This is a genomic window from Bacillus sp. FSL M8-0049 (genome assembly GCF_038593355.1).
Classification (GTDB): Bacteria; Bacillota; Bacilli; order Bacillales; family Bacillaceae; genus Bacillus; species Bacillus safensis.
In genome coordinates, this window is record NZ_CP151986.1 from 198,524 (window position 1) to 221,504 (window position 22,981).

The window sequence follows — 22,981 nt, forward strand, 5'->3', positions numbered from 1 at the left end:
CTATTTTCTTTTTCCGTTGTATATAGAATAGATTACCTCATTCCTATTACCTTGTTATTCTCTATATGGTAATATTAGGGTTAGGGGTTAGTAGGTCTAATGACATTCGTTTTTTGATTTTATAACACACCATAGATAAGCATACATCACTCTAATCAAAGGGAGAGATTTGATGCCATTCATGGAGGTTCAGAATGTAAGCAAACGATATAGCAATGGTGATGGGATAGAAGGTCTGTCGTTTTCCATCGAAGCAGGTGAGGTTGTGGCACTGCTTGGGCCTAATGGTGCCGGGAAGACGACAACGATTCGATGTTTAACGGGTCTATATAAACCAGATGGAGGGGAGATTCTCATTGAGGGTTTCCCGCCTGGTCATGCCCATGTTCAAAAACAAGTCGCGCTTATTCCTGATCACCCCTATTTGTATCCAGACCTAACGGCTGCTGAACATGTTCAATTCCGTGCTCGTGGATATCATAAAGGCTTAAAACAGATCAAGGAAAAGGTATATGAAGCGTTGAAAGAAGTACATATGAAAGAGAAGATGAATGAACTGTGCGGAAGGCTTTCAAGAGGCCAAAAGCAGCGTGTCGTCTTAGCAGGAGCGATTGTTCAAGATGCCTCCCTTTTTATATTAGATGAACCGACTGTCGGGTTAGATATTCCGTCTAAACAGTGGCTGTCGGATTGGCTGAGACAAAAAAGCAGTCAAGGTGGGTCGGTCTTTGTGTCGACTCATAGTCTGGAGTTCGTTCTCGATACAGCCAGTAGGGTGGTATTGATTCGAGACGGTGCCATCATGAAGAGTATGGATGTTCCTCAAATAAAGGAAGAACAGGTTGAGTGGAGGGCAGAAGTCATTCAACTTCTGGGGGAGTGGTCAAGTGAATAACACACTCTCCCTTTTATGGATGAAATCTCAAAGGCGCTTGATCAGTAAAAATCAAGAAAAGAAAATGCCTTTTCTGATCTTACTTCTTTTCATAGCGGCAATTGGTTTTCAGCTAAGCGCAGTTTCAAGTATGGGTGATTGGGATACAAGTGCAGCAGGATGGATTATTGTCTGTTTGTTTGTTCTTTATACGGGTTTTGGTTTGTTTACGAATCGGCTGCCTAGTCAGATGAACGATATCATTTGGTTATATGGAAATGGCGCTTCTTTATGGACGGTTGTTATCAGTGTGTGGATGTATCACATTTTCTGGCGAGGGGCTCTTCTCATTATCTCTGCTTTGGCTGCGGACCTTCTTCTGTTTTTTATGACGCAGCAGTACCCGTTTCTGCTTGGCAAATCACTCATCCTGACAGGGCTGTTATGTATGGTCGAAACTTGGATGATTGCGGTGTCTTGTGCTAGAACCATTCGAGTATACAAGCGTTTGCTCTTACTCGGTTTTGTCTTGATGTTTTTCAGCTTTGCACTGCTTGTTTTGAATCAATTGGTGATGAAACAGCCTTCATTGATGAACATTGCTGATTCTTTGATGTTTCAAGCTGGACGTATGATCGAAGAGTTCTCCATTCTTTCTGTCTTTATTTTTATTGGAGTGATGTTTCTATCTTTCATGATGATGTACAGGGCTAGTCATCGTTTAGAGATGAAGGAGTCTTTAGTCAAAGAGGCAGTATTTTGGGAGGAATTTGAGGGGAAACATATTCAATCAAGTCCAATGGTTCAAAAAAAGGGCAAGACATGGTGGGGACTTCCAGCATTAACGGGCATCTGGGCTTTTCTTTGGATTGAATTATTGCTGATCAAAAAGTATAGGACCTTCCATTTGTTATCTACCATGCTGTTAATTAGTACTTACTATGTCGTCTTTACTTATTTTTCAGATTGGCTGAATCTATTCTTGATCGTCATGGCGGCATCCGTTCTTTTTAGTTCATATTATGCAGGGATTGTAAGACACGCACAAACAGGAGTGCTCTACCTTTTTCCAGGAGCTTTATATCAAAAAATCATTCTGTTAGAAGTGTTTCAAACCTTTTGGCTGTATGCTTTCTACTTGATTTCTCTTTATTTGGTTGAGATTCAGGATGTATTGTATTGGATCTTATTTGGTGGAGGAGTTTATATATGGTTTTTGGCCATACGGCTCTTTGCCTTTATGCAGCCTCTGAGACGAGAAAGGAGTTTTGCTTTGGCCATCTATTATCGATCCTTGCTATTTGCGTCTGTGATCAGTGCTATGGTCATTATTATCGTTCATCTCATCACTGATGGCTTGTTGACTACAATTGTATCCCTAGTGGCTGGGGCTGGATTTTATGTGCTTTGTTATCGATACCGTGCGGTTCATTAAAAAGAGGAGTTGATTGTAAATGAAACCAGAAAATAAGCTGTCTCAATCAGTTCAACAATTGGCCAATACAAATGAAGTAACGATCGTTCAAGCAATAGGAGATTTAAGAAAATATGGAAAAGATGCAGTGCCCGTCCTTGTTGAGGCTTTAAAAGAAAAAGGCTCTCTGCGGAACATTGCAGCAGCTGTACTTGGTGAATTTGGAGCAGATGCGGGGGACGCAGCAGAACCGCTAGCTCGGCTATTAGAAAGTGACGAAGAAGATACAAGAATGGCCGCTGCCATGTCACTCATGAGGATTGGGCAACCTAGCTTGCCATTTCTTCTGGCACTTGCTAAACGTTATGAGGGACCTACTTGTTTCTGGGCATCATGGTGTATCTCTTGGATTGATCCATCAAAAATTGAAAAAAACATGTACGAGTGCTTAAAACAAGAACAAGAAAATCCAACAGGCAGCGTCACTCCTTTTGCTGCTGAGGAAGCATTAGGAAAAATCATCGCCTTTCACCTAAAAGATAAGGGGGATGTATAGTGGGAACGCAGAAACTCAACTGGCCTGAGAATCTTCCTTGGATTTACCCTTCAGATCAAAGGAGTGTACCTAAGGGACAGCATCAGCTTCTTTATTTTTGGTCAGTCAATTGTCCTCATTGTGAAGAATTAACCAATCATATCCTACAACGTGTGAATGAGCTGGGTATTCATTTAACCTGTGTCCATGTTCCATATACAGAAGAGGAAAAATCGGCAGGTGTTGTTTCAGAGTATGCAGAGGAAAAGAATATGAACGCTCCTATTGTATTGGATCAAGATTATGAGATTGTTGCAAAGTATAAGATTCAAGGATTACCTAGCTTTTGCCTCTTTGATCAAGAGGGGCAGTTAATAGATCGAAAAATGGGAGATACCGGCTGGGAAAGAATATTGAAAAAGTTAGAAAAACATTCAATTGGATAAACAGTGGAGGAGAGAGTGTTGTTTCAATCAAACAAAGAATTAAAAAGAAACGTCATTTTTTTCGCAGGTGTTGGAGCGGTTTTGCTGGTTTTAATGATGCTGAAATGGCTGCCGATTTCTGCAGACTTGGAAATGGCGTTGATTTTATTCGGTTTGGGAATTTTGTTTTATTTGAAGCGTGTGTTGCGGGAAGAAGAAAGTCATAAGTTATAAGTATTCAGTATGATACCTAGAATATAGATTCTAGGTTTTTTTATTAAATTTACCTTAAAACGCACTTTTTCACATGGGGATGGAAACCATTTTTTTAAAAGTGTGGTAGGATAAATATGCTTTATCTTTATATTGTCCGAAGGAGCTGTCGTGTTGAAGGGATCTAGAATTGAGTTGATTGATAGTTTACGTGGTTTTAGTTTATTAGGTATTTTGATTGTGAATATGCTTAATTTCCAATATGATTATGATTTTGAGAGAATGTTTGATTCGAGTTTTTGGGGACAGGAATTCGGTGTATATGTGACGGAAATTTTGTTCCAAGGGTCTTTTTATCCGATCTTTTCCTTTTTGTTTGGGTATTCTTTTATCAAGCTGATTGAATCGACGAAGGCCAAGGGATTAAATACGAATGCCATAGTCGTTCGCCGAGGTTTTGGTCTGATTGTGCTTGGGATGCTGCATTACATCTTTATTTGGAATGGTGACATTCTTCTTTATTATGGAGCTTGTACGTTTTTCTTAATGATGTTTTTGAGAAGCCGGATTAAAACAATGCTTATTTGGTCTGGTGTGTTAGGGGCGTTATCTTTAGTCGTTGTGCCATATATGATGAACCTCGTTTATGGGACCGATGAGCTTTTAACTGATGTGTATGCGAAGGGGGCTTATGGGGATATTTTGCTCAGCCGGATTACGGTTGAAGACGATATGATGATTGTGACTATTATTCTGGCGATCGTGACCATTATGTTCATGCCAATACTAGGGTTTCTTTTCGGTACTATGATGGTGGGACCGTTCACCTTGCTAGGCATGGTGATTGGTAAACGAGGGCATCTCACAGAAGAAGATCGAGGGATGACCTATCGCAAAGGCTGGGTCTGGGTCATTGTCGTCGGCCTTGCACTAAAATGTGCGACGTTCATTGATGCGCCTTGGAGTGAATTTGTGATGATTCTTGGTGGTTATGTGCTGGCGATTGGGTATATTCAGGCTTTTATTGTTTTCTACTATTCGAAGGCAGCCGACGGCCTCAAACGTCTGCTTGCAGGACTTGGCCGTTTGTCTCTCTCAAACTATTTGGCGCAGTCGATTATTTGTACAACGATTTTCTATTCTTATGGACTTGGTCTATTTGGACAATTGGGGTCAATGTTTGGGCTGCTGCTTGCTGTCGGGCTGTACACAGCACAGCTGTTCTTCAGCTATCTCTATTTGAAAAAATGGAGAAGAGGTCCTGTGGAGTGGCTAATGGGAAAATGGGTATATTGGAAATAAAGCATTTTGTTAAAGAACCGCATGGCTTAAGGGCTGTGCGGTTTTTTATTTTAAAAAAATGAGGAGAACACTTTTTAAAATGCTTGAATATTCTTTTAGTGTGTATATAATGTATATATAGTGTATATACAATATTTTGTTTCAACTATCTGAAAAAAGAGGTTTTTATATGCAAATTACGATTTCAAACCATTCTAAGGAGCCTATCTATGAGCAAATTACGAATCAAATCAAATCGATGATTTTAACGGGTGAGCTTGCGGAAGGTGCAGCGCTGCCGTCTATTCGAAAACTGGCGAAGGATCTACAAATTAGCGTGATTACAACAAAGCGAGCGTATGAAGAGTTAGAGAAAGCGGGATTTATTTATTCGATTGTAGGCAAGGGATCTTTTGTTGCGGAACAAAACTTAGAAGTGATGAGAGAGAAGAAATTGAAGGTGATCGAGGAACAGCTTGGAGCGGTTGTTACAAACGGGAAAGAATTAGGCTTATCTTTTGATGAATTGCAGCAGTTATTAAAGTTCTTATATGAGGAGTGAGATGAGTGGAGCATGTGATTGAATTCAAAGGAGTATCGAAACGATTCAAGGACTTTTCCGTTCAGGATCTTGATTTACGGGTTAAGAAAGGCTTTGTTACAGGGTTTATTGGAGAGAATGGAGCGGGTAAGTCGACCACCATTAAAATGATCATGAATTTGTTAAAACCCGATTCAGGTGACATAAAGGTCTTTGGATTGGATTATCATACTCATGAAAAAGAGATTAAGGAACGAATCGGATTTGTTTACGATGCCAATGTTTTTTTTCCAGGATTGAATTTAAAGGACATCAAACGGATTGTGGCTCCTGCCTATAAACGTTGGGATGACCAGCTTTTTGATCAATATATTGAACAGTTTGGTCTGCCGCTGAATAAAGCGATTAAAACATTTTCAAAAGGGATGCAGATGAAGGCTTCACTTGCGATTGCGCTGTCACATCATGCAGAGCTGATTATCATGGATGAACCAACTGCTGGTTTAGATCCGGTTTTTAGAAGAGAGCTGCTCAGCACGTTACAAGAATTGATGATTGATGGAAATAAGACGATCTTTTTCTCGACGCATGTGACGACTGATTTAGACCGGATCGCGGATTATATTGCGTTTATACAAAATGGAAGATTGGTCTTTCAACAGTCGATTCATGAAGTGGCAGAAAGTTATACGCTTGTGAAAGGGAGCCTGGAGTTATTGGATCGAGACACAGAAAAGGCGTTTATCCATATTCAGCGTACATCAGCAGGTTTTGAAGCATTATCAGATCGGATTGATGAGGTGAAACTTATTTTTGGGGATGCTCTTGTGATTGAACCGGCGTCGCTTGAGGATATCATGTTTTATTTGAAAGGCGGGGTTGCGCATGTTTCATTTAATTAAGCGTGATGTGATTTTGCAAAAGAAGCAGTTACTTATTTTTATTCCGTTTATCTTATTTTTTATTTTCATGGATGTCCATCCAGTATTGACGTTTCTAGTCGCTAGTGTCTTCATTCCATTTAACACATATGCGTATGATGAAAAGGCAGAAACGAATATTCTATTAAACTCCTTGCCCTATACACGTAAAGAAATTATCGCATCACGTTATCTTGGCGCCATTTTCTATATGAGTATTGCGATCGTGCTGACAAGCGCTGCATTATTTGTGTTTGGGAAGCTGTTTTCGCTGTCAGATATTGCGATTGGCAGCGGGTTGTTTTTATTGTTCGCGGCGTGTACGTTTCCATTGTTTTATATCTTAAAGTCTGGTTATATCACAACGGCAGTGATCATTGGCTTTATCGTATTATCTGCTATGGGACCGCCTGTTGTTCTCTATTTAGCAGAGCAATTTAGTGGGATCACTGATTTTATTATGAATTTATCGATCCCTGTTTTATATACGGGGTCAGCTGTGCTGATTATGATCTTCTACTTGCTGTCTTGGGGACTTTCTACTGTGATTTATCAGAGGAAAGTGTTTTAGGAAAGCAATTGCTGATGTTCCTATAAATTTACAGTTTGAGCTTAGAAGACCGTGTGAGCGGTCTTTTTTTGAAGATTTTTCTGGTTATTGATTATATCAATATAAAACAATTTGAACTTAATTTTATGTCGGAATATTTTGTTAATAGTGTTTTCCTCAAAAAAACAATTGTTTTTTAAGGGTAGATTTATTATGATAATATACATCGAAAGATTGATGTTTCTCAATCAGAATGAAAATTCTGATTTTTATTTTTTATGTTGTTTGTTGATGAGGGGGAAGAAAAGTGGCTCAAAAGGAATTAAAGAGAGGGTTAAGTGCCCGCCATATTCAAATGATCGCTCTTGGCGGCACAATCGGTGTTGGCTTATTTATGGGGTCAGCGAAGGCCATTCAGTGGACAGGTCCATCGGTTCTTCTAGCGTACGCAGTGTGTGGTATTTTTATCTTTTTTATTATGCGTGCGATGGGAGAAATGTTATATCTTGAGCCGAGTACAGGGTCGTTTGCTACATTCGGGCATCAATATATTCATCCGCTTGCAGGGTATATGACGGCTTGGAGTAACTGGTTCCAGTGGGTCATTGTCGGAATGTCTGAAATTATTGCGGTTGGGGCTTATATGAAATATTGGTTCCCAGAGCTGCCTGCGTGGATTCCAGGGTTAATTGCGATGATCATTTTAGGAGCGGCCAACTTGATTTCGGTTAAGTCATTTGGTGAATTTGAATTTTGGTTTGCGATGATCAAAATTGTGACGATTATCTTGATGATTGTTGCAGGTTTAGGCATTATTTTCTTCGGTTTTGGAAATGGCGGAACTCCTATTGGGCTGTCTAACCTTTGGGCGCATGGCGGGTTCTTTACAGGTGGGTTTAGCGGATTCCTGTTTGCATTGTCTCTAGTTATTGCTGCTTATCAAGGTGTCGAGCTGATTGGGATTACAGCGGGTGAGGCGCAAAATCCGCAAAAGACGCTGACAAATGCCATCAAAAGTATCATCTGGCGTATTTTGATTTTCTATATCGGTGCGATCTTTGTCATTGTGACTGTGTATCCTTGGGATCAGCTGAATACCCTTGGCAGTCCATTTGTGGCGACGTTTGCGAAGATCGGGATTACAGCAGCTGCTGGTATTATTAACTTTGTTGTCATTACAGCAGCGATGTCCGGCTGTAATAGTGGTATTTTCAGTGCGGGCCGTATGCTTTATACATTAGGTGTGAATGGTCAGGCGCCTGCTTTCTTTACGAAAATTTCGAAGAACGGTGTACCGTATTTTGGGACATTCGCTGTGCTGATTGGTTTAGCGATAGGAGTGGTCCTGAATTATGTTTCTCCGCCAAACATTTTCGTCTATGTGTATAGTGCGAGTGTCCTTCCTGGGATGGTGCCTTGGTTTGTCATTTTGATTAGTCATATTGGCTTCAGAAAGGCAAAGGGGGCAGCACTTGATCAGCACCCGTTCAAGATGCCGTTAGCACCGTTTTCGAATTATCTCACAATCGGTTTCTTACTGATGGTGCTTGTGTTTATGCTCATTAATCAGGATACTCGAATTTCTCTCATTGTGGGAATTGTGTTCTTGATTGTAGTGGCACTTAGCTTTTTTGTATTTGGGATTGGAAAACGGAAGCCGATTGAAACAGCTTCTACTGATCAAGCGGTGAAATAATCAAAAGCCTTGCGTGATGGACCGCAAGGCTTTTTTTATTTAGAGTGAAGCTTTTACACGGTTAAAGACATCTGGATAGTTGGTGAAAAGACCGGTGACGCCGTATTGCAGTAGACGGGTCATGTCTGCTTCGCTGTTGACTGTATATGGATGAAGGAGGAGTCCGTGGCTTCTGACCTGCTGGACGTTTTCAGGTGTTAATGCTCTGAAATTCGGTCCAACACCCACGGCGTACGTTTTGATAAAGTCGAGCTGATCGTCTGTGATGGATGTCATTTGGTTTCTGTCTAATAGCTGTACTTTTGGCAGGCGTGGAGCTAATTTCTGCAGCTTTATCAGGCTGTCCTGACTAAAGGATTGTATGATAACCTGCCCTTTTCTTGTGTGTTTCCCAAGAAGATGATGTTTCTTTAAGGCGGCCAATAGTTTTTCTTCCATTTGCGGATAAAGGTCTGGTTTTTTTGTTTCAATATAATAATTCTCTCGTTTGCCGAAATAGCGCAGCACCTCATCTAATGTAAGGACTCTCTGTCCGATATAGTTGGCATTTTGTCTGTCGGGATTGGCTTCGTTAAACCATGTACCAGCATCAAGCTGTTTAATTTCAGCAAGTGTGAGGTCTTTGACCCAGCCTGTTCCGTTTGTGGTCCGGTCAACGGTTTCATCATGCATCACGATGAGATGCCCATCCTTTGTCATTTGAAGGTCGAGTTCGAGGTAATCTGCATTCATCTTTGTGGCGAGCTTGTAGGAAGCCAGGGTATGCTCTGGTGCATACCCTGATGCTCCGCGGTGTGCAACGGTTAAGATGCGATCTGGAGATAAAAGGTTTTCATGTGCCGATACGGTGGCCGGCACCCACGCAAAAGACAGTAAAGCAAAAGAGAGCAACACGAAAGCAAGTAATCTACTTTTCTTCATATTTTATCCTCCTTTTACGGTAACTGCCTCCATCATAAGAAATAGATGTAAAGAGCATGTTGGGCGGATATGAATCTTTTATGTGATTTTCATTAAGCTTGCTCTACGCGCTTTCCTGTATTCCATGTCATGGCGAGGAAAACAATCGCAAGCACACAAGAACCAACCAGTAAAATGAAGCCTCCTGTCCAGTCATAGTGATCCACGACGACACCCATCATGGCATTGGCAAAGGCAGAGCCGCCAATGTAGCCGAAGAAGCCTGTCAGTCCGGCTGCAGTGCCAGCCGCTTTTTTCGGAGCGAGATCAATGGCTTGAAGTCCAATGAGCATGACAGGTCCGTAAATCAAAAAGCCGATGCTGATAAGGGCAATGTTATCGACCATTGGATTGCCTGCAGGATTTAGCCAGTAAACAAGAACGGCAATTAACACCCCGGCCATAAAGATGACGCCAGTTGGTGCGCGGCGGCTTCTGAAGAAGCGGTCACTAATCCAGCCGCACAATAATGTACCGGGAATGCCTGCATATTCATAAAGAAAATAAGACCAGCGTGAATGCTCTGGTGAAAAGCCTTTTGCTTCTGTTAAGTAGGTCGGCGCCCAGTCAACAACACCGTAACGGACGAAGTATACAAACACGTTGGCAATGGCGATATACCATAGGAATTTATTGTTGAGTACATATTTAAATAAAATTTCTTTCACTGTTAATTCTTTTTCTTGATCCTCATAGTTTTGTGCCGGATAGTCATTTCGATATTCCTCGATTGGCGGAAGACCAGTGGATTGCGGGGTATCCCGTACAAGAAGAATGATCACGAAGGAGACGATAATGGCAATGATGGCAGGGAAGAAAAAGATGCTTTTCCACGTCGCAAACAGTACAATCCCTAATGTGATAAGCGGTGCGAGAATCCCCCCGCCGATATTGTGAGCGACGTTCCAAATGGACATTTTCGTACCACGTTCACTAACCGAAAACCAGTGCGCCATCGTACGTCCGCATGGCGGCCACCCCATGCCTTGAAACCAGCCGTTTAAGAACATGAATAAAAACATGATCCATACACTGGATGTGACCCATGGAAATGAGACAAATAGGATATTGATAAGAGCTGATAAAAAAAGTCCGGCAGCTAAAAAGTATCTGGGGTTACAGCGGTCTGAGATCATCCCCATGATGAATTTACTAAAGCCATAAGCAATGGATACGGCTGCGAGTACAAAGCCTAATTCACTTTTTGTGAACCCCTCTTCCTGTAGATATGGAATAGCAAAAGCGAAATTTTTGCGCAGCAAATAGTAGCCCGCATACCCGATAAAGATGCCTAGAAAGACTTGCAGCCGCAGCCGCTTATACGTCTCGTCTGTTTTGGCATCATCAAGCCTGTCGATATGCGGAGCAGGTTTAAACCATTTGAACATAATGATCCTCCTTTTGTAGATGTCCGATTGACTGAAGCAAAAGTACGAGAATTGCTTTTGATCCTGTACCTTTTCAGAGACAAAAGAATTGTTAGCGCTTTCTTTTGTACTCCCATCATATCGGATGGAAGAGACGTTTATGATGAGGCTTTTGTCATAAATTTGGAAAAATAGTTCATGAAGTAACAAAAAAATCCGCCATTGTGCGGATTTTTTCTTAGCGGTTATAGAGAAACATTAATTTTCGCAGATTTCTTTAGTTTTTCAATTTCTTTTTGGACTTCTTTTTGCTTTTCTTGAGATTCTAGCTGTTTTTTAATTTGTGATTTAACCTCTTTGTATTCTGGTGCTTTTTGCTTTTGTTTTTTCATTTGGTCTGCGTATTGATCATAGTACGCTTTGACGTCTTTCTCAGAGACGGAGGCTGATTTGATTTCTTTATCGACATATTGGCTGTATTTGATGCTGTCGGCAATGTCACTCTTCAGCTGATCCAATGTGAGTCCGCTCTTTTTAAGTGCTTCTTCGAATTGAGCGTTGTCTTTGAACTGTTTCTTTTCTTCCTTTAGCTGCTTATCTACCTCTTTGTCAGAGGCTTTGAAGCCCTTCTTCTCAGCATCTTGCAGGATGAGCTCTTGTCCTACGAGCGCATCAATGGTTTGTTTCTTGACTGCTTTCTCGCCTTCTTTAGAAGTTGGGTCTTGCCCGGATTGCTGAAGCTGGCCTTGAATGGTAGATAAGGCGCTATTGTATTCACTGCCTGTGATTTTGTCTTTGTTGACGGTCGCAACGACCTTTTGATCATCGATTTTTTGTGCGTCTAATTTCTTTTGCATTTCTTCCATTTGCTTTTGCTGCTCTTTTTGATCAGCCTGTGTTGTTTCCTTGTTTTTGGCTGCGTCGTTTTGCTTATCTTGTTTGGCATCGTTTGACGAGCAGGCTGCAAGTCCAACAGATAACAAACAAGCGATGAGTGTGTATGATACCTTTTTCATCATTTTCTCTCCCTTCGGTATGAGAACGTCTAGTGCGCATTCTAACCGTTTTTTAGGAAAAATAAAACCGTACAGACAATTTGTTAGCGGATTGACATGTTTTTTATCTGTTTGTCCTCATTTTGTCTTCTCATAGTCATCTCATGACAAACTCAATTGTGGAATAATTGTTCCATCACTTCGTCGATATCGGTGATTGGCTGGCGGCAGCTGTAGTTTTCACAAATATACACGGTGGTTTTGCCATCGATTGTTTTGTAATCTTTTGTAAAGGGCGCGAGCTTCGCTAATTCTTTCCCTGTTTCGGCAGTCAATATGATATCAAATGGAACGAAGCGTTTTTGAAGCACCTGTAAAAGCTGTTCTTTTTGAGGGTCGCCGTTTTTTCCGAGAATGATGATTTCTCTTTTCGCCGCATATTGACTTAGGAGCCCTTGTAGAAATGCTGTGTGTCCGCTTGGGTAGGAAGAGACATCCACATAAAAGGCTTTGAACATCTGTTCTAATGTTTTCAGCCAGTCTTGACGTCCTGTCATTGTGCTGAGTTTCAAAAGCTGATGGAGTGCGGTGCTGTTACCAGAAGGCATGGCGCCGTCGTACACTTCTTTTTCTCGAACGAGGAGCGCTTCCGCATCTGATCCCGAGAAGAAAAAGCCCCCTTTTTCCTTGTCCCAAAACAGCTCAAACATGTTCTCGGCAATGGCTGCCGCCTTTTCCAGCCACGCTAACTCAAAGGTCGCTTCGTATAAAGACATATACGCTTTTAGCATATGCGCATAATCCTCGATAAAGCCGAGATGCTTCACGTCACCTTCTCTGTAGCGGACCATGAGCCGCTCATGTTGAACAAGATGTGTTTCTAGAAAAGACATCGCCTGCTTCGCCATATGGATCGCTTCCTCTGCATCAAAGACCCTTCCTGCTTTGGCGAGAGCTGCGATCATCAGCGCATTCCAAGATGTAAGCACCTTGTCATCGACAAATGGTGCGGGTCGCTGCTGTCTGACTGATTGTAGAATTTGCTGGGCTTCTTGCAGCTTGGATTGAAGGGGTTTATCGTTGATCGAAAAAGAGGCCTTGATATCCTCAAAGGAGGTGGAAATGGTATGAGGGATGTTCTCCCCTTCAAAGTTCCCCTCTTCTGTGATGTGATAGACGTCGCAAAATAAAGCGCCAAGTTCCTCCCCTAAATGGGTGATGATCTCATCTTTTGCCCAGACGTAATATTGTCCTTCTTTCCCTTCGGAATCTGCGTCTATCGCTGAATAAAAGGAGCCGCCCTGATTCATCATATCTTGTTTAATGAATTGGATCAGGCGTTGGACAAGTTTTTCATACTCAGGTTTTGAGGTGAGCTGATACGCTTCTGTGTAAGCTTCCATCAGCAAGGCGTTATCATACAGCATTTTTTCAAAATGCGGCACAAGCCATTTTTCATCCGTCGAATAACGAGAAAAGCCCGACCCAATATGGTCATATATACCGCCATTTGCCATGCCATCTAACGTTTTCGTGACTGCATACAGCGCATTCTCCTGCCCTGTCCATTCGTGATAGCGCATCAGAAATGAGAGCATATGAGGTGCAGGAAATTTCGGTGCGGAGCCGAATCCGCCATACAGTGTATCAAAGCTGCTCATGAGCTGGTAATAGGCTTTGTGAATTGCCTCTTGTGACAGCGTGTTTTCTGTCTGCCCTGCTGCTTTGATCCGCAGGTTATTTGTCGCCTTCTCTGCCAATGATTCAATATGATCTCGGTCATTATGGTACGCATCCAGCAATTGTGTCAGTGCTTCGATGAAGCCAGGACGCCCGTATGCACTTCTTTTTGGGAAATATGTCCCAGCATAAAAAGGCTTTTGATCTGGCGTCACAAACACGTTCAACGGCCAGCCGCCTTGCCCCGTCATCATCTGACAAACAGACATATAGATCGAGTCGATATCTGGACGCTCCTCATGATCGACTTTGATTGAAATGAAATGCTCATTTAAGATGTCAGCGACTTGTTGATCTTCGAAGCTTTCGTGTGCCATGACGTGGCACCAGTGACAAGTGGCATAGCCAATGCTGACAAGCACTGGTTTATTTTCACGTTTCGCTTTGTCGAATGCTTCTTGCCCCCACGGGTACCAGTGAACTGGGTTGTGAGCGTGTTGAAGTAAATAAGGAGACTTCTCAGCGATTAATCTATTGGGCTTATTGTTAGTGGGCATTGGATCACCTTCTTTCACTTTTCATTATTTGTTTTTATGTTTACTGTACCATAGTGCAGTTTAGTTTATATCTTATTAGATTATCTAGATTAGATTTTATCTACTGGACTAAGGATCACCAGTCATTTTGCGCACAATTTTTTTGAAAAATAAAGACTTAAAAACATTTTTGGTTTCTTGTAAAGTTCTACTTAATAAAGATTTAGTGAAGTAAACCTATAAAGGTTTAATACAGTTTTTTAAGTCGTTGATTATTTATACAGGAGGAGAGAGTAACAATGGCATATTTATATTTATTGCTCGCAATTATTGGTGAACTTATTGGTTCTTCTATGCTCAAGGCTGCAGAAGGCTTCTCAAAACTTTACCCTACTATTGGTACAATTATTTCTTTTATAGGCTCCCTGCTCTTCTTATCACTTGCAATGAAGACCATACCTTTGAATACCGCCTATGCACTTTGGTCTGGTATAGGTATTATTCTTACTACAATAATCTCGATTTTGATTTGGAAAGAAAAAATTAACGTTGCCAGTGTTACTGGGATTGTTTTGATACTTGTAGGAGTTGTAATATTAAATCTTTTCGGGCCAGGTCATGGTGAAGCACATAGTGTTGAAAACGCAAGCGCTACAACAAACAATGAAGCTGAGTGATTAGAAAAGCATGAACATATATATCAAAGCGGAGGATAACTTTTGTTATCCTCTTTTCTTTTTTTTGCATTTCAACATCTATCATGTCAAGACATGAAAGTATTGCTATTGCAGCAAAGAAATGCAATCAAATTGCTTGCGCGTAGCCAAAATGTACCTAATTGTAAATGGCTTTTTGATCTAATATATTACAATTAATGTAAATATAGTATAATATTATAAATCTGTTGGGTTAATATATCAGATTGAGGCCCTTCATAATTTGTCTGTGAGGTATTCCCAAAATAAAAAAATCAAGGGCTATAAACCCTTGATAGCTACATCAATCGTAATGCTTTAACAAGATGGCTGAATTATGTCCTCCAAAACCAAAAGAATTGGATAGCCCGTATTTCAAAGGAAGCTGTCTCGCTTCTAATACAACATCTAAGTTGCAGTCTGGATCTTGATTCTCTACATTAATAGTTGGCGGAATCATTCCTCGTCTCAAACTTTCCACTAAAGCAATGGCTTCTACTCCGCCGGCAGCACCAAACATATGCCCTGTCATTGATTTGTTTGCCGTTGTTGGAATTTCACCTGAACGTTCACCAAATAATTTCTTAATAGCTAGAACTTCTGAACGATCACCTACTTGTGTACTTGTTGCATGTGCACTAATAACATCAATATCATCTGTTGATATGTTTGCACTTCTCAACGCCTTTTTCATGGCTAAGTAGGCACCTTTACCTTCTGGGTGGGATGCTACCATATGATGAGCGTCTGAACTAGCTCCGTACCCCACTACTTCACATAATATCGGCGCATCTCTAAGAATCGCGTTTTCTAATGATTCTAATACTAAGATACCTGCGCCTTCACTCATCACAAAGCCATCTCTATCTGTATCGAATGGACGGCTGGCCCGACTTGGGTCTTGGTTTCTAGTAGATAGTGCATGTGCGTTTCCAAAACTAGCCAAAGATATCTGTGAGACGGCAGCTTCTGCTCCTCCGGCAAATATAATATCTGCATCATTATTTCGGATCGCATTGAAAGCTTCGCCAATAGAGGTGTTCCCAATAGAACAAGCTGTGACTGGTGACAATGATGGCCCTTGTGCCCCTAATTTAATGCTGATTTGGGCCGCAGCTGCATTTGAAATCATCATGGGGACAAGGCTGGGGCTTACTCTTGAGGGACCACGTTTATCTAATACATTGACATTATCAACAAGCGATTGGATTCCCCCGATTCCTGAACCAACATATACGCCTAAACGTTCAAGATCAACTTGATCTAACTGTAATTGCGAATTTTTTAATGCTTGTTCGGCTGCTGCTAAGGCAAACTGGCTAAAACGATCTAAACGTTTTGCTTCTTTTCTTCCCAATATTTCATCTGCATCGAAATCACGAACGATTCCAGCTATTTTTGTTTTATAATCAGTTGTATCAAAAGAATCAATGAGAGATATTCCCGATTGTCCTTTGATTAGTTGATTCCAAAAGCTATTTACATCATTTCCAAGTGGAGAAATAATTCCCATTCCAGTAATGACAACTCTTTTCATGATCATTCCCTCCTTGTTTTTATTAACTTTATCCATTGTGTTATCCTATTACAAGTTGTTGTTTATCCTAGTATAATTAATACTCTTTTAAAGGGAGATCTAAATGAAACCTGAAACTAGACTTCAAGCGTTATCAGAATTTCTAAAAAACCAACGTTCGAAAATTACGCCCCAAATGGTTGGTTTACCTGTAGGAACCCGCAGAAGAACACCAGGACTGAGAAGAGAAGAAGTGGCTCAACTAGCCGGTGTGAGTCTTACTTGGTATACATGGTTAGAGCAAGGCAGAGATATAAAAGTATCTACTTCGGTATTAGATGCGATTTCTCGAGCATTACAATTAAATAACGATGAAAGGAGATATTTGTACGCTTTAGCGTTAGAGGAAGGAGTGAAACAATCCTTTATCATTGAGAATGAGAAGGAAATCAGTCCGGCTTTAGTGAAAATGTTGCAGGAGCTTCGTTATTGTCCAACAATTATATCTGATAGAAGAAGTCAGATTGTTGGGTGGAATCAAGCAGCAGCTAATGTATTTTTGGACTTTGAACAAATCGTCCCAGCAGAAAGGAATATCATCCGCTTACTATTCGCAAGAAAGGAATTTAAAAGTTTAGCGGTGAATTGGGAGCATTTTGTTAGAGGATATATCGCCATATTTAGAACGTATTATGGACAGTATGTGGCGGATGACTGGTATGAGCAATTTATAGAAGAAATGGAGCAGGCATATCCGGAGTTTCGTAAAATTTGGAATGAAAATGAGATCAGCTATGCGCCTGAAGTATTAATTGAATTTCGTCATGCTAAGGCAGGTAAAATGTTGTTTAATCTCACTTCATTACAAGTGTATGGGGATACTGATTTAAGATGCAGCGTCTATACTCCAGTTGAGGATACTGAAACGGAGCTTAAGTTAAAACGTTTAATTGAAGGGTAGATATCGTTTGGATGAAGTTATTGAGTGTATTTAATATAAAATAGATCCTATGCAAATCAGTGACAAGGGGCATAACCGATGCTGACAAGCACCGGTTTATTTTCACGTTTGGCATTGTCGAAAGTCTTTTTGCCCCCAAGCCTATATCGTTTCTGGTAAATGATGTTTATACATCTCAATAGCATCTGTATGTTCTTTTAAAACGCTCATTGTCTTTGGATGTGGTTTAACATATATCAAAGGATAGTCGACTTCATCTAATTCTTGTTGGGTATGAAAAGCTAATCTTTCATGATCAAGTGAAAATTGAGCATCAATTCCTGTTTTGTTGCCGCGTGCATCTAATCGAATCCATTTATTAAGTGAATGAAAAAATACAGCATTTAATGCGTGAATACAATATCCCTTATCTGGCGTATCGAACAACATTAACCGCTGGTAACAAAAACCTGTAGGTATTTCTTGTGAGCGCAATAGAGCAGCTAATAGGTTGGACTTTGCGTAGCAAATTCCCTCTTTAAATGTTAATACCTCTGATGCATGACAAGTCACTCGTTTGGATTGAATATCCCATGTATGGGGAATTTCATCTCGAACAAACTCATAGGCTACTTTTGCTTTTTCTATTTCTGTCTGCAAAGGGTTGAAAAGTTCATTTGATTTTGCTCGAATAAGAGGATGAGAATAATCAACTTCAGCTAGTTCACATAAATAATCATCAAAATTTTTAGATTCACATGTCAAGTTCATTATAATGTCCCCTTTTCTCTATACTTTTACCGCAGGAGGTCTATTTCTTCACCAACACATATTGTAAGTTTTCTAATTCAAACATATCAATCAGTTCATCGATCCCTTTAAAATCAATATGTTTTCCAAATCGTTTTTTGCTTAGGTCAATTTCTACATCCAATTGATCATCCTTTCCTTTCGTTTCGAGTCCATCTACACAAGAATAGATTTCGATGGTTTCTCCTTTTGACAGCACTTTTTCAATGAATTGAAAAAGTGCACGAAGAGAATGAATGATGTCTAATTCATAAACAAAAGGATGCGTGAATTTGTTTCTTACCGCTTCATAGACGGGATCTAGATAATCAATGTGAATGCCTTCGAAATCCTCTTCTGTTTCAAATACTTCTATCAAAAGCTCTTCTTTTTGATAGATTTTGGGCTTTTTTTGTTTTTTATCAAACGTTCTGATATTGAGTTCAGAGAACGGTTTATAGGTAGGATTTTGACCAATGGTACCAAGCGGCAGTTCTTTGTTTGATCCAATATAATGATGTAAAGTCATGGGCTGTCCTCTTTTCTTCAATGATTTCTCGTTCGTTGATTATTTTCTTTTTATCAATAAATGGTGGAATGTGCAATTCTTTTCACATACATTCTCTACAAAAGAGTAGGGCAAGTCGTTTGACTAAATACCTCTTAGGGTATACTATCTGTTCATAGAAAGAATAGGAAGGGGTACTTGTGCATGGAATATAATCAGCAGATGAAGAACCGTCTTCGCCGGATTGAGGGGCAGATTAAAGGGGTTCTTGCAATGATGGAGCAGGGAAAGGATTGCCGCGAGGTGGTGACGCAGCTGTCTGCATCACGCAATGCCATTGATCGGGCGATGGGTGTGATTGTGAGTACAAACCTTGAACAATGTGTCCGTGAAAGCCTTGAACAAGGCAAGGATACGGAGGGGCTTGTGAAAGAAGCGGTTGAGCTATTGGTGAAAAGCCGGTAAGAAATTCCTCAGCCTTTGGAGGTTGACGGATTTTTTTACTTGTTATAATATACCCTTACCGGTATGTGTATATATTTTTTGTTTTTTATATACCCCCATGGGTAATAATGAAGGAGGAGCAGAATGGAAGAACAGAAAAAACGCACAACGATTGTGCTATTTAGTGGAGATTATGATAAAGCGATGGCGGCTTACATTATTGCCAATGGTGCAGCAGCCTATGATCATGAGGTGACGATTTTTCATACCTTTTGGGGGCTGAATGCCTTGCGCAAGGATGAGATGGTGCCAATGAAAAAAGGTTTTTTAGAAAAAATGTTTGGCAAGATGATGCCGCGCGGGGCTGATCGAATGGGCATTTCAAAGATGAATTTTGCTGGAATGGGTCCGAAGATGATTAAGCACGTCATCAAAAAGCACAATGCCATGACCTTGCCGCAGCTCATTGATATGGCGAAGGAACAGGAGATTAATCTCGTAGCATGTACAATGACGATGGACCTTTTAGGGCTGCAGGAGAAAGAATTATTAGATGACATTCAATATGCTGGTGTGGCGGCGTATTTAGCAGAGGCTGAAATCGGGAATGTGAATTTATTTATTTAGTGAGGTGATGAAATGATTCAAACGATTTTGTTCATCCTGGTGATTGGCTTACTCGTGAGCCGGTTCCTACCAGTACGAGGTGTGAACCAAATGGATGCTGCCGATATGAAGAAAAAGCTGAAAAACAAAGGTCAACAGCTCATTGACGTACGATCTCCAGTAGAATTTCAAACAAACCATATAAAAGGATTTCGAAACATTCCTTTACCTCAGTTAAAAGAACGAGCTTCTCAGCTTGAGAAAAATGAAGAGATCTATGTCATATGTCAAAGTGGAATGAGAAGTATGCAGGCAGCGAAAATATTGAAGAAGCAAGGATTTACTCATATTACAAACATCAAGGGTGGTATGAATGCTTGGCATTAAGCACGCATAAAAATATACCCCCACCCCTATATAAAGGAGGACATCACATGCAGCAACCAACAGTCATTTTAGATGCAAAAGGATTGGCATGCCCGATGCCGATTGTGAAAACAAAAAAACAAATGAATGAGCTTTTGCCAGGAGATGTGCTTGAAGTGCAAGCTACCGATAAAGGATCAGCAGCGGATTTAGCGGCTTGGTCAAAAAGTGCCGGTCATGAGTTTTTAGGAACAAGAGTAGAAGGACAGGTGCTTCATCATTTGATTCGTAAGGGCGGAGCGCAAGAAGAAGAGGGGGAGCCCATGATTTCGGAAATATCTTTGAATGCCTTTCAACAGAAGGTAAAAGAAGATCAATCTCTGTTTATTTTGGATGTAAGGGAGCTGGATGAATACGAAGCGGGGCATATCCCAGGAGCCGTTCATATCCCGCTTGGTGAGGTGGAAGATCGTGCAGAGGAGTTAACAAGAGAATCGGATATCTATCTCATCTGTCATTCAGGCAGAAGAAGTGAATTAGCTGCGCAAAAGCTAAAAGAGAGAGGATTTCAACAATTAATCAATGTGGTGCCAGGCATGAATAGCTGGACAGGAGCCATTGAAAAATAGGAGCTGAATAAAACATGACGGTAAAAGCCATGACTGCAGAGCAGTTAACAAAAAAGATCGTGGGCAAAGAGCCGCTCTTTTTGCTAGATGTGCGAAACCAAGCAGATGTGCAGGACTGGAAGATTGAAGGGGAAGCAATCGTTGATATGAATGTGCCTTATTTTGATCTGCTTGACGGAGTAGAGGGCCTTTTACAGTACATTCCTAGTGACCGTGAAGTGCTGGTGGTTTGTGCCAAGGAAGGTTCCTCTATCCTGGTGGCGGAGATGCTGTCAGAGGCTGGCGTGCCTGTTCATTATTTGCAGGGCGGCATGAAGGCATGGAGTGAGCATATAGAGCCAGTGAAAATAGGTGATTTAAGCGGCGGCGGAGAGCTGTATCAATTTGTACGGATGGGCAAAGGGTGTCTGTCCTATATGATCATGTCCAATGGAGAAGCCGCGGTTGTGGATGCAGCTCGAATGACGGAGGTCTATATTGATTTTGCGAAAAAGCATGATGTCTCTGTGACGCATGTGATGGATACTCACCTTCATGCAGATCATATTTCTGGTGGGAAAAAGCTGGCTGAACTAACTGGTGCTGCCTACTGGCTGCCGTCAAAAGATGCAGAAGAGGTAACCTTTGAATATGAACGTCTTGAAGAAGGACAGCGGATAATAATTGGAACAGCTTCTATTGATATTCAACCCATTTATTCCCCGGGACATACGATCGGCTCAACATCTTTTATCGTAGACAATCAATATCTTCTTTCAGGTGATATTTTGTTTATTGATTCAATTGGAAGACCTGATCTTGCTGGAATGGCGGAGGACTGGGTAGATGATTTGAGAGAGACGCTTTATGAACGGTATATGGCGTTTTCAAAGGAATACATCGTTCTGCCTTCGCACTTCATGACCAAAGAAGAAATGAATGAAGACGGCAGTGTTTGGAAGGAGCTCGGCTCACTTTTAAAAGAAAATCATGGGCTTCATATTGAAGATCAACATGTGTTTAGAAAGATGGTGACGGAAGGTCTGCCTGCACAGCCGCATGCTTTTCAAGAGATTCGTCAAGCCAATATGGGGAAGCTGAACCCAGGTGTGGAAAAGCAGCGGGAAATGGAAATGGGTCCAAACCGTTGTGCGATTCGGTAATGTCCAATAAAATAAGAGAAGAGGAACAATCAAATGACATCAGATCAAATTTTAGACGTAACAGGGCTCGCATGCCCAATGCCGATTATTCGAACGAAGAAAAAAATGAACGACTTGGCGGAAGGTCAAGTTTTAGAAATACATGCAACAGATAAAGGGGCTAAAGCTGACTTGGCCGCATGGGCGAAGTCAAGCGGACATGAATTGATCGCGCAGACAGAAGAAGGTCACGTGCTGAAGTTCTGGGTGAGAAAAGGGTCCTAAAGGATGTAGGGGTATCTGCTGAAGATCCCCTTTTCCTTTTGCAAAGGAGGAGACCAGCGTGGATTTTGCGTTATTGATTACACTTTTTATCATCGGATGTATTGGTTCCTTCTTATCAGGAATGGTGGGGATTGGGGGATCTGTGATCAACTATCCCATGCTGCTTTATATCCCGCCTCTTTTTGGTGTGATGGCACTATCAGCACACGAGGTATCAGGGATTGGCGCCATTCAAGTGCTTTTTTCGACGCTGGGTGGTGTACTCGCTTATCGGAAAAGCGGATTTTTACATCGCTCGCTGATTTTATATATGGGAAGCAGTATATTGGCGGGCAGCTTATTAGGCAGTTATGTATCACATTTTATGCCGGAAAAAGGAATGAACCTTATCTATGGATTACTCGCCATTGTGGCGGTTATTCTCATGTTGATTCCGAAAAAAGGACAGCGTGCAGACGCAGAGGGAGAAGTTACTTTTCATAAAGGGCTGGCATCAGCTATTGCCTTTGTGATTGGCAGTGTTTCCGGGGTATTAGGTGCAGGCGGCGCATTTATTTTAGTGCCTGTGATGCTGTCTATTTTAAAAATTCCTGTACGGATGACGATTGCATCGTCACTTGCGATTACGTTTCTTTCTGCGATAGGCGCATCGACTGGAAAGGTATTGACGGGTCAGGTCATGCTTCTTCCTGCGATTGTGCTGATGGCGGCAAGTTTGGTGGCAGCTCCGATTGGTGCGAAGGTCGGTCAGAAAATCAACGCCGTCTACTTGCAATGGGCACTTGCTGTAATGATTACAGCGATAGCGGTCAAAATTTGGCTGGATATTTTATAAAGAAAAGACCAACAGAGCAAACATGTTGGTCTTTTTTATTTGACGTCATCGTGCTCGATATACGTTTCTAGTGCGGGGTGATACTCTTTTTGATAATGAAGGTTGGGACATGTTTTCACGACTTTGCCTTGCAGGGCATTGGACTTTGAGACTTCTAATGCTGTTCTACATTTAGGGCAGCGTTCGGCAAAGAATGAGGGCCAGCGTTTCATATATCACCACTCCAGTTAAAGTCTTAAAAACCGATTATATTAATAAGA

At 41.2% G+C, this 22,981-nt stretch carries 27 protein-coding genes; 19 read left to right on the forward strand and 8 right to left on the reverse strand.

The window, feature by feature from the left end:
* The first annotated feature begins 172 nt into the window (after nt 1-172).
* From NSU13_RS01125 to NSU13_RS01170, 10 genes are all read left to right on the forward strand, one after another.
* Nucleotides 173-895 (forward strand): ABC transporter ATP-binding protein, encoded by a 723-nt coding sequence (locus NSU13_RS01125; protein ID WP_081123894.1) that lies wholly within the window; start codon nt 173-175, stop codon nt 893-895.
* Nucleotides 888-2,309, forward strand: coding sequence for a sporulation killing factor system integral membrane protein (gene skfF / locus NSU13_RS01130; RefSeq protein WP_342489757.1), 1,422 nt, complete (start codon nt 888-890; stop codon nt 2,307-2,309). The genes NSU13_RS01125 and skfF overlap by 8 nt, the downstream gene beginning before the upstream one ends.
* Before the next feature lie 19 nt (nt 2,310-2,328).
* Nucleotides 2,329-2,844 (forward strand): HEAT repeat domain-containing protein, encoded by a 516-nt coding sequence (locus NSU13_RS01135; RefSeq protein WP_342489758.1) that lies wholly within the window; start codon nt 2,329-2,331, stop codon nt 2,842-2,844.
* Complete coding sequence (locus tag NSU13_RS01140) at nt 2,844-3,269, forward strand: TlpA disulfide reductase family protein (RefSeq protein WP_342489759.1); 426 nt, start codon at nt 2,844-2,846, stop codon at nt 3,267-3,269. The genes NSU13_RS01135 and NSU13_RS01140 overlap by 1 nt, the downstream gene beginning before the upstream one ends.
* Before the next feature lie 18 nt (nt 3,270-3,287).
* Entirely contained in the window at nt 3,288-3,482 is a 195-nt protein-coding gene (locus NSU13_RS01145) for a hypothetical protein (RefSeq protein ID WP_342489760.1), read from the forward strand.
* Between the two features lie 153 nt (nt 3,483-3,635).
* On the forward strand, nt 3,636-4,763 hold the full coding sequence (locus NSU13_RS01150; protein WP_342489761.1) for a DUF418 domain-containing protein: 1,128 nt from the start codon (nt 3,636-3,638) through the stop codon (nt 4,761-4,763).
* Nucleotides 4,764-4,932: 169 nt separating this feature from the next.
* The gene (locus NSU13_RS01155) at nt 4,933-5,304 is read left to right on the forward strand and encodes a GntR family transcriptional regulator (protein ID WP_003217079.1); all 372 of its coding nucleotides are present in this window, start codon (nt 4,933-4,935) and stop codon (nt 5,302-5,304) included.
* Between the two features lie 5 nt (nt 5,305-5,309).
* A complete protein-coding gene (locus NSU13_RS01160; protein WP_342489762.1) occupies nt 5,310-6,185 on the forward strand; it encodes an ABC transporter ATP-binding protein in 876 nt (291 codons plus the stop codon).
* Entirely contained in the window at nt 6,169-6,774 is a 606-nt protein-coding gene (locus tag NSU13_RS01165) for an ABC-2 transporter permease (protein ID WP_254001536.1), read from the forward strand. The genes NSU13_RS01160 and NSU13_RS01165 overlap by 17 nt, the downstream gene beginning before the upstream one ends.
* A gap of 286 nt (nt 6,775-7,060) precedes the next feature.
* Nucleotides 7,061-8,449, forward strand: coding sequence for an amino acid permease (locus tag NSU13_RS01170; protein WP_254001537.1), 1,389 nt, complete (start codon nt 7,061-7,063; stop codon nt 8,447-8,449).
* 39 nt (nt 8,450-8,488) lie between these two features.
* Here the strand turns inward: NSU13_RS01170 and NSU13_RS01175 are convergent, their stop codons facing one another.
* The 4 genes from NSU13_RS01175 to NSU13_RS01190 all read right to left on the reverse strand — a co-directional run bounded on the left by NSU13_RS01175 (nt 8,489) and on the right by NSU13_RS01190 (nt 14,008).
* The gene (locus NSU13_RS01175; protein ID WP_342489763.1) at nt 8,489-9,370 is read right to left on the reverse strand and encodes a glycerophosphodiester phosphodiesterase; all 882 of its coding nucleotides are present in this window, start codon (nt 9,368-9,370) and stop codon (nt 8,489-8,491) included.
* Between the two features lie 92 nt (nt 9,371-9,462).
* Nucleotides 9,463-10,797 carry a glycerol-3-phosphate transporter gene (gene glpT / locus NSU13_RS01180; RefSeq protein WP_342489764.1) on the reverse strand — a complete coding sequence of 445 codons (1,335 nt, stop codon included), beginning with the start codon at nt 10,795-10,797 and terminating at the stop codon, nt 9,463-9,465.
* A gap of 224 nt (nt 10,798-11,021) precedes the next feature.
* Nucleotides 11,022-11,792 (reverse strand): SurA N-terminal domain-containing protein, encoded by a 771-nt coding sequence (locus NSU13_RS01185; protein WP_039176104.1) that lies wholly within the window; start codon nt 11,790-11,792, stop codon nt 11,022-11,024.
* Between the two features lie 152 nt (nt 11,793-11,944).
* On the reverse strand, nt 11,945-14,008 hold the full coding sequence (locus NSU13_RS01190; protein ID WP_342489765.1) for a thioredoxin domain-containing protein: 2,064 nt from the start codon (nt 14,006-14,008) through the stop codon (nt 11,945-11,947).
* A gap of 278 nt (nt 14,009-14,286) precedes the next feature.
* On the opposite strand from NSU13_RS01190, the gene NSU13_RS01195 reads away from it, so the two are divergent.
* On the forward strand, nt 14,287-14,664 hold the full coding sequence (locus NSU13_RS01195; RefSeq protein ID WP_034284218.1) for a multidrug efflux SMR transporter: 378 nt from the start codon (nt 14,287-14,289) through the stop codon (nt 14,662-14,664).
* A gap of 322 nt (nt 14,665-14,986) precedes the next feature.
* Here NSU13_RS01195 and fabF read toward each other — a convergent pair whose 3' ends face one another.
* Nucleotides 14,987-16,219, reverse strand: coding sequence for a beta-ketoacyl-ACP synthase II (gene fabF, locus NSU13_RS01200; protein ID WP_211043957.1), 1,233 nt, complete (start codon nt 16,217-16,219; stop codon nt 14,987-14,989).
* Between the two features lie 103 nt (nt 16,220-16,322).
* Here fabF and NSU13_RS01205 point away from each other — a divergent pair, with 103 nt between their 5' ends.
* The gene (locus NSU13_RS01205) at nt 16,323-17,159 is read left to right on the forward strand and encodes a helix-turn-helix transcriptional regulator (RefSeq protein WP_342489766.1); all 837 of its coding nucleotides are present in this window, start codon (nt 16,323-16,325) and stop codon (nt 17,157-17,159) included.
* 141 nt (nt 17,160-17,300) lie between these two features.
* Here the strand turns inward: NSU13_RS01205 and NSU13_RS01210 are convergent, their stop codons facing one another.
* Together NSU13_RS01210 and NSU13_RS01215 are read right to left on the reverse strand one after the other, a co-directional pair.
* Complete coding sequence (locus NSU13_RS01210; protein ID WP_211043955.1) at nt 17,301-17,909, reverse strand: transglutaminase family protein; 609 nt, start codon at nt 17,907-17,909, stop codon at nt 17,301-17,303.
* 40 nt (nt 17,910-17,949) lie between these two features.
* Nucleotides 17,950-18,456, reverse strand: coding sequence for a hypothetical protein (locus NSU13_RS01215; RefSeq protein WP_211043954.1), 507 nt, complete (start codon nt 18,454-18,456; stop codon nt 17,950-17,952).
* A gap of 183 nt (nt 18,457-18,639) precedes the next feature.
* On the opposite strand from NSU13_RS01215, the gene NSU13_RS01220 reads away from it, so the two are divergent.
* From NSU13_RS01220 to NSU13_RS01250, 7 genes are all read left to right on the forward strand, one after another.
* On the forward strand, nt 18,640-18,900 hold the full coding sequence (locus tag NSU13_RS01220) for a metal-sensitive transcriptional regulator (protein WP_003217059.1): 261 nt from the start codon (nt 18,640-18,642) through the stop codon (nt 18,898-18,900).
* 123 nt (nt 18,901-19,023) lie between these two features.
* Nucleotides 19,024-19,506, forward strand: a complete 483-nt coding sequence (locus NSU13_RS01225) for a DsrE/DsrF/DrsH-like family protein (protein WP_041088802.1) — start codon at nt 19,024-19,026, stop codon at nt 19,504-19,506.
* Nucleotides 19,507-19,518: 12 nt separating this feature from the next.
* On the forward strand, nt 19,519-19,872 hold the full coding sequence (locus NSU13_RS01230; RefSeq protein ID WP_211043953.1) for a rhodanese-like domain-containing protein: 354 nt from the start codon (nt 19,519-19,521) through the stop codon (nt 19,870-19,872).
* A gap of 47 nt (nt 19,873-19,919) precedes the next feature.
* The gene (locus NSU13_RS01235) at nt 19,920-20,480 is read left to right on the forward strand and encodes a sulfurtransferase TusA family protein (protein WP_061110451.1); all 561 of its coding nucleotides are present in this window, start codon (nt 19,920-19,922) and stop codon (nt 20,478-20,480) included.
* 14 nt (nt 20,481-20,494) lie between these two features.
* Nucleotides 20,495-21,622, forward strand: coding sequence for an MBL fold metallo-hydrolase (locus NSU13_RS01240; RefSeq protein WP_061110450.1), 1,128 nt, complete (start codon nt 20,495-20,497; stop codon nt 21,620-21,622).
* 33 nt (nt 21,623-21,655) lie between these two features.
* On the forward strand, nt 21,656-21,886 hold the full coding sequence (locus NSU13_RS01245; RefSeq protein ID WP_061110449.1) for a sulfurtransferase TusA family protein: 231 nt from the start codon (nt 21,656-21,658) through the stop codon (nt 21,884-21,886).
* A 58-nt stretch (nt 21,887-21,944) separates the two neighbouring features.
* Nucleotides 21,945-22,721 (forward strand): sulfite exporter TauE/SafE family protein, encoded by a 777-nt coding sequence (locus tag NSU13_RS01250; RefSeq protein WP_061110448.1) that lies wholly within the window; start codon nt 21,945-21,947, stop codon nt 22,719-22,721.
* 35 nt (nt 22,722-22,756) lie between these two features.
* Here NSU13_RS01250 and NSU13_RS01255 read toward each other — a convergent pair whose 3' ends face one another.
* The gene (locus tag NSU13_RS01255) at nt 22,757-22,933 is read right to left on the reverse strand and encodes a hypothetical protein (protein WP_164512187.1); all 177 of its coding nucleotides are present in this window, start codon (nt 22,931-22,933) and stop codon (nt 22,757-22,759) included.
* Nucleotides 22,934-22,981: the final 48 nt, after the last annotated feature.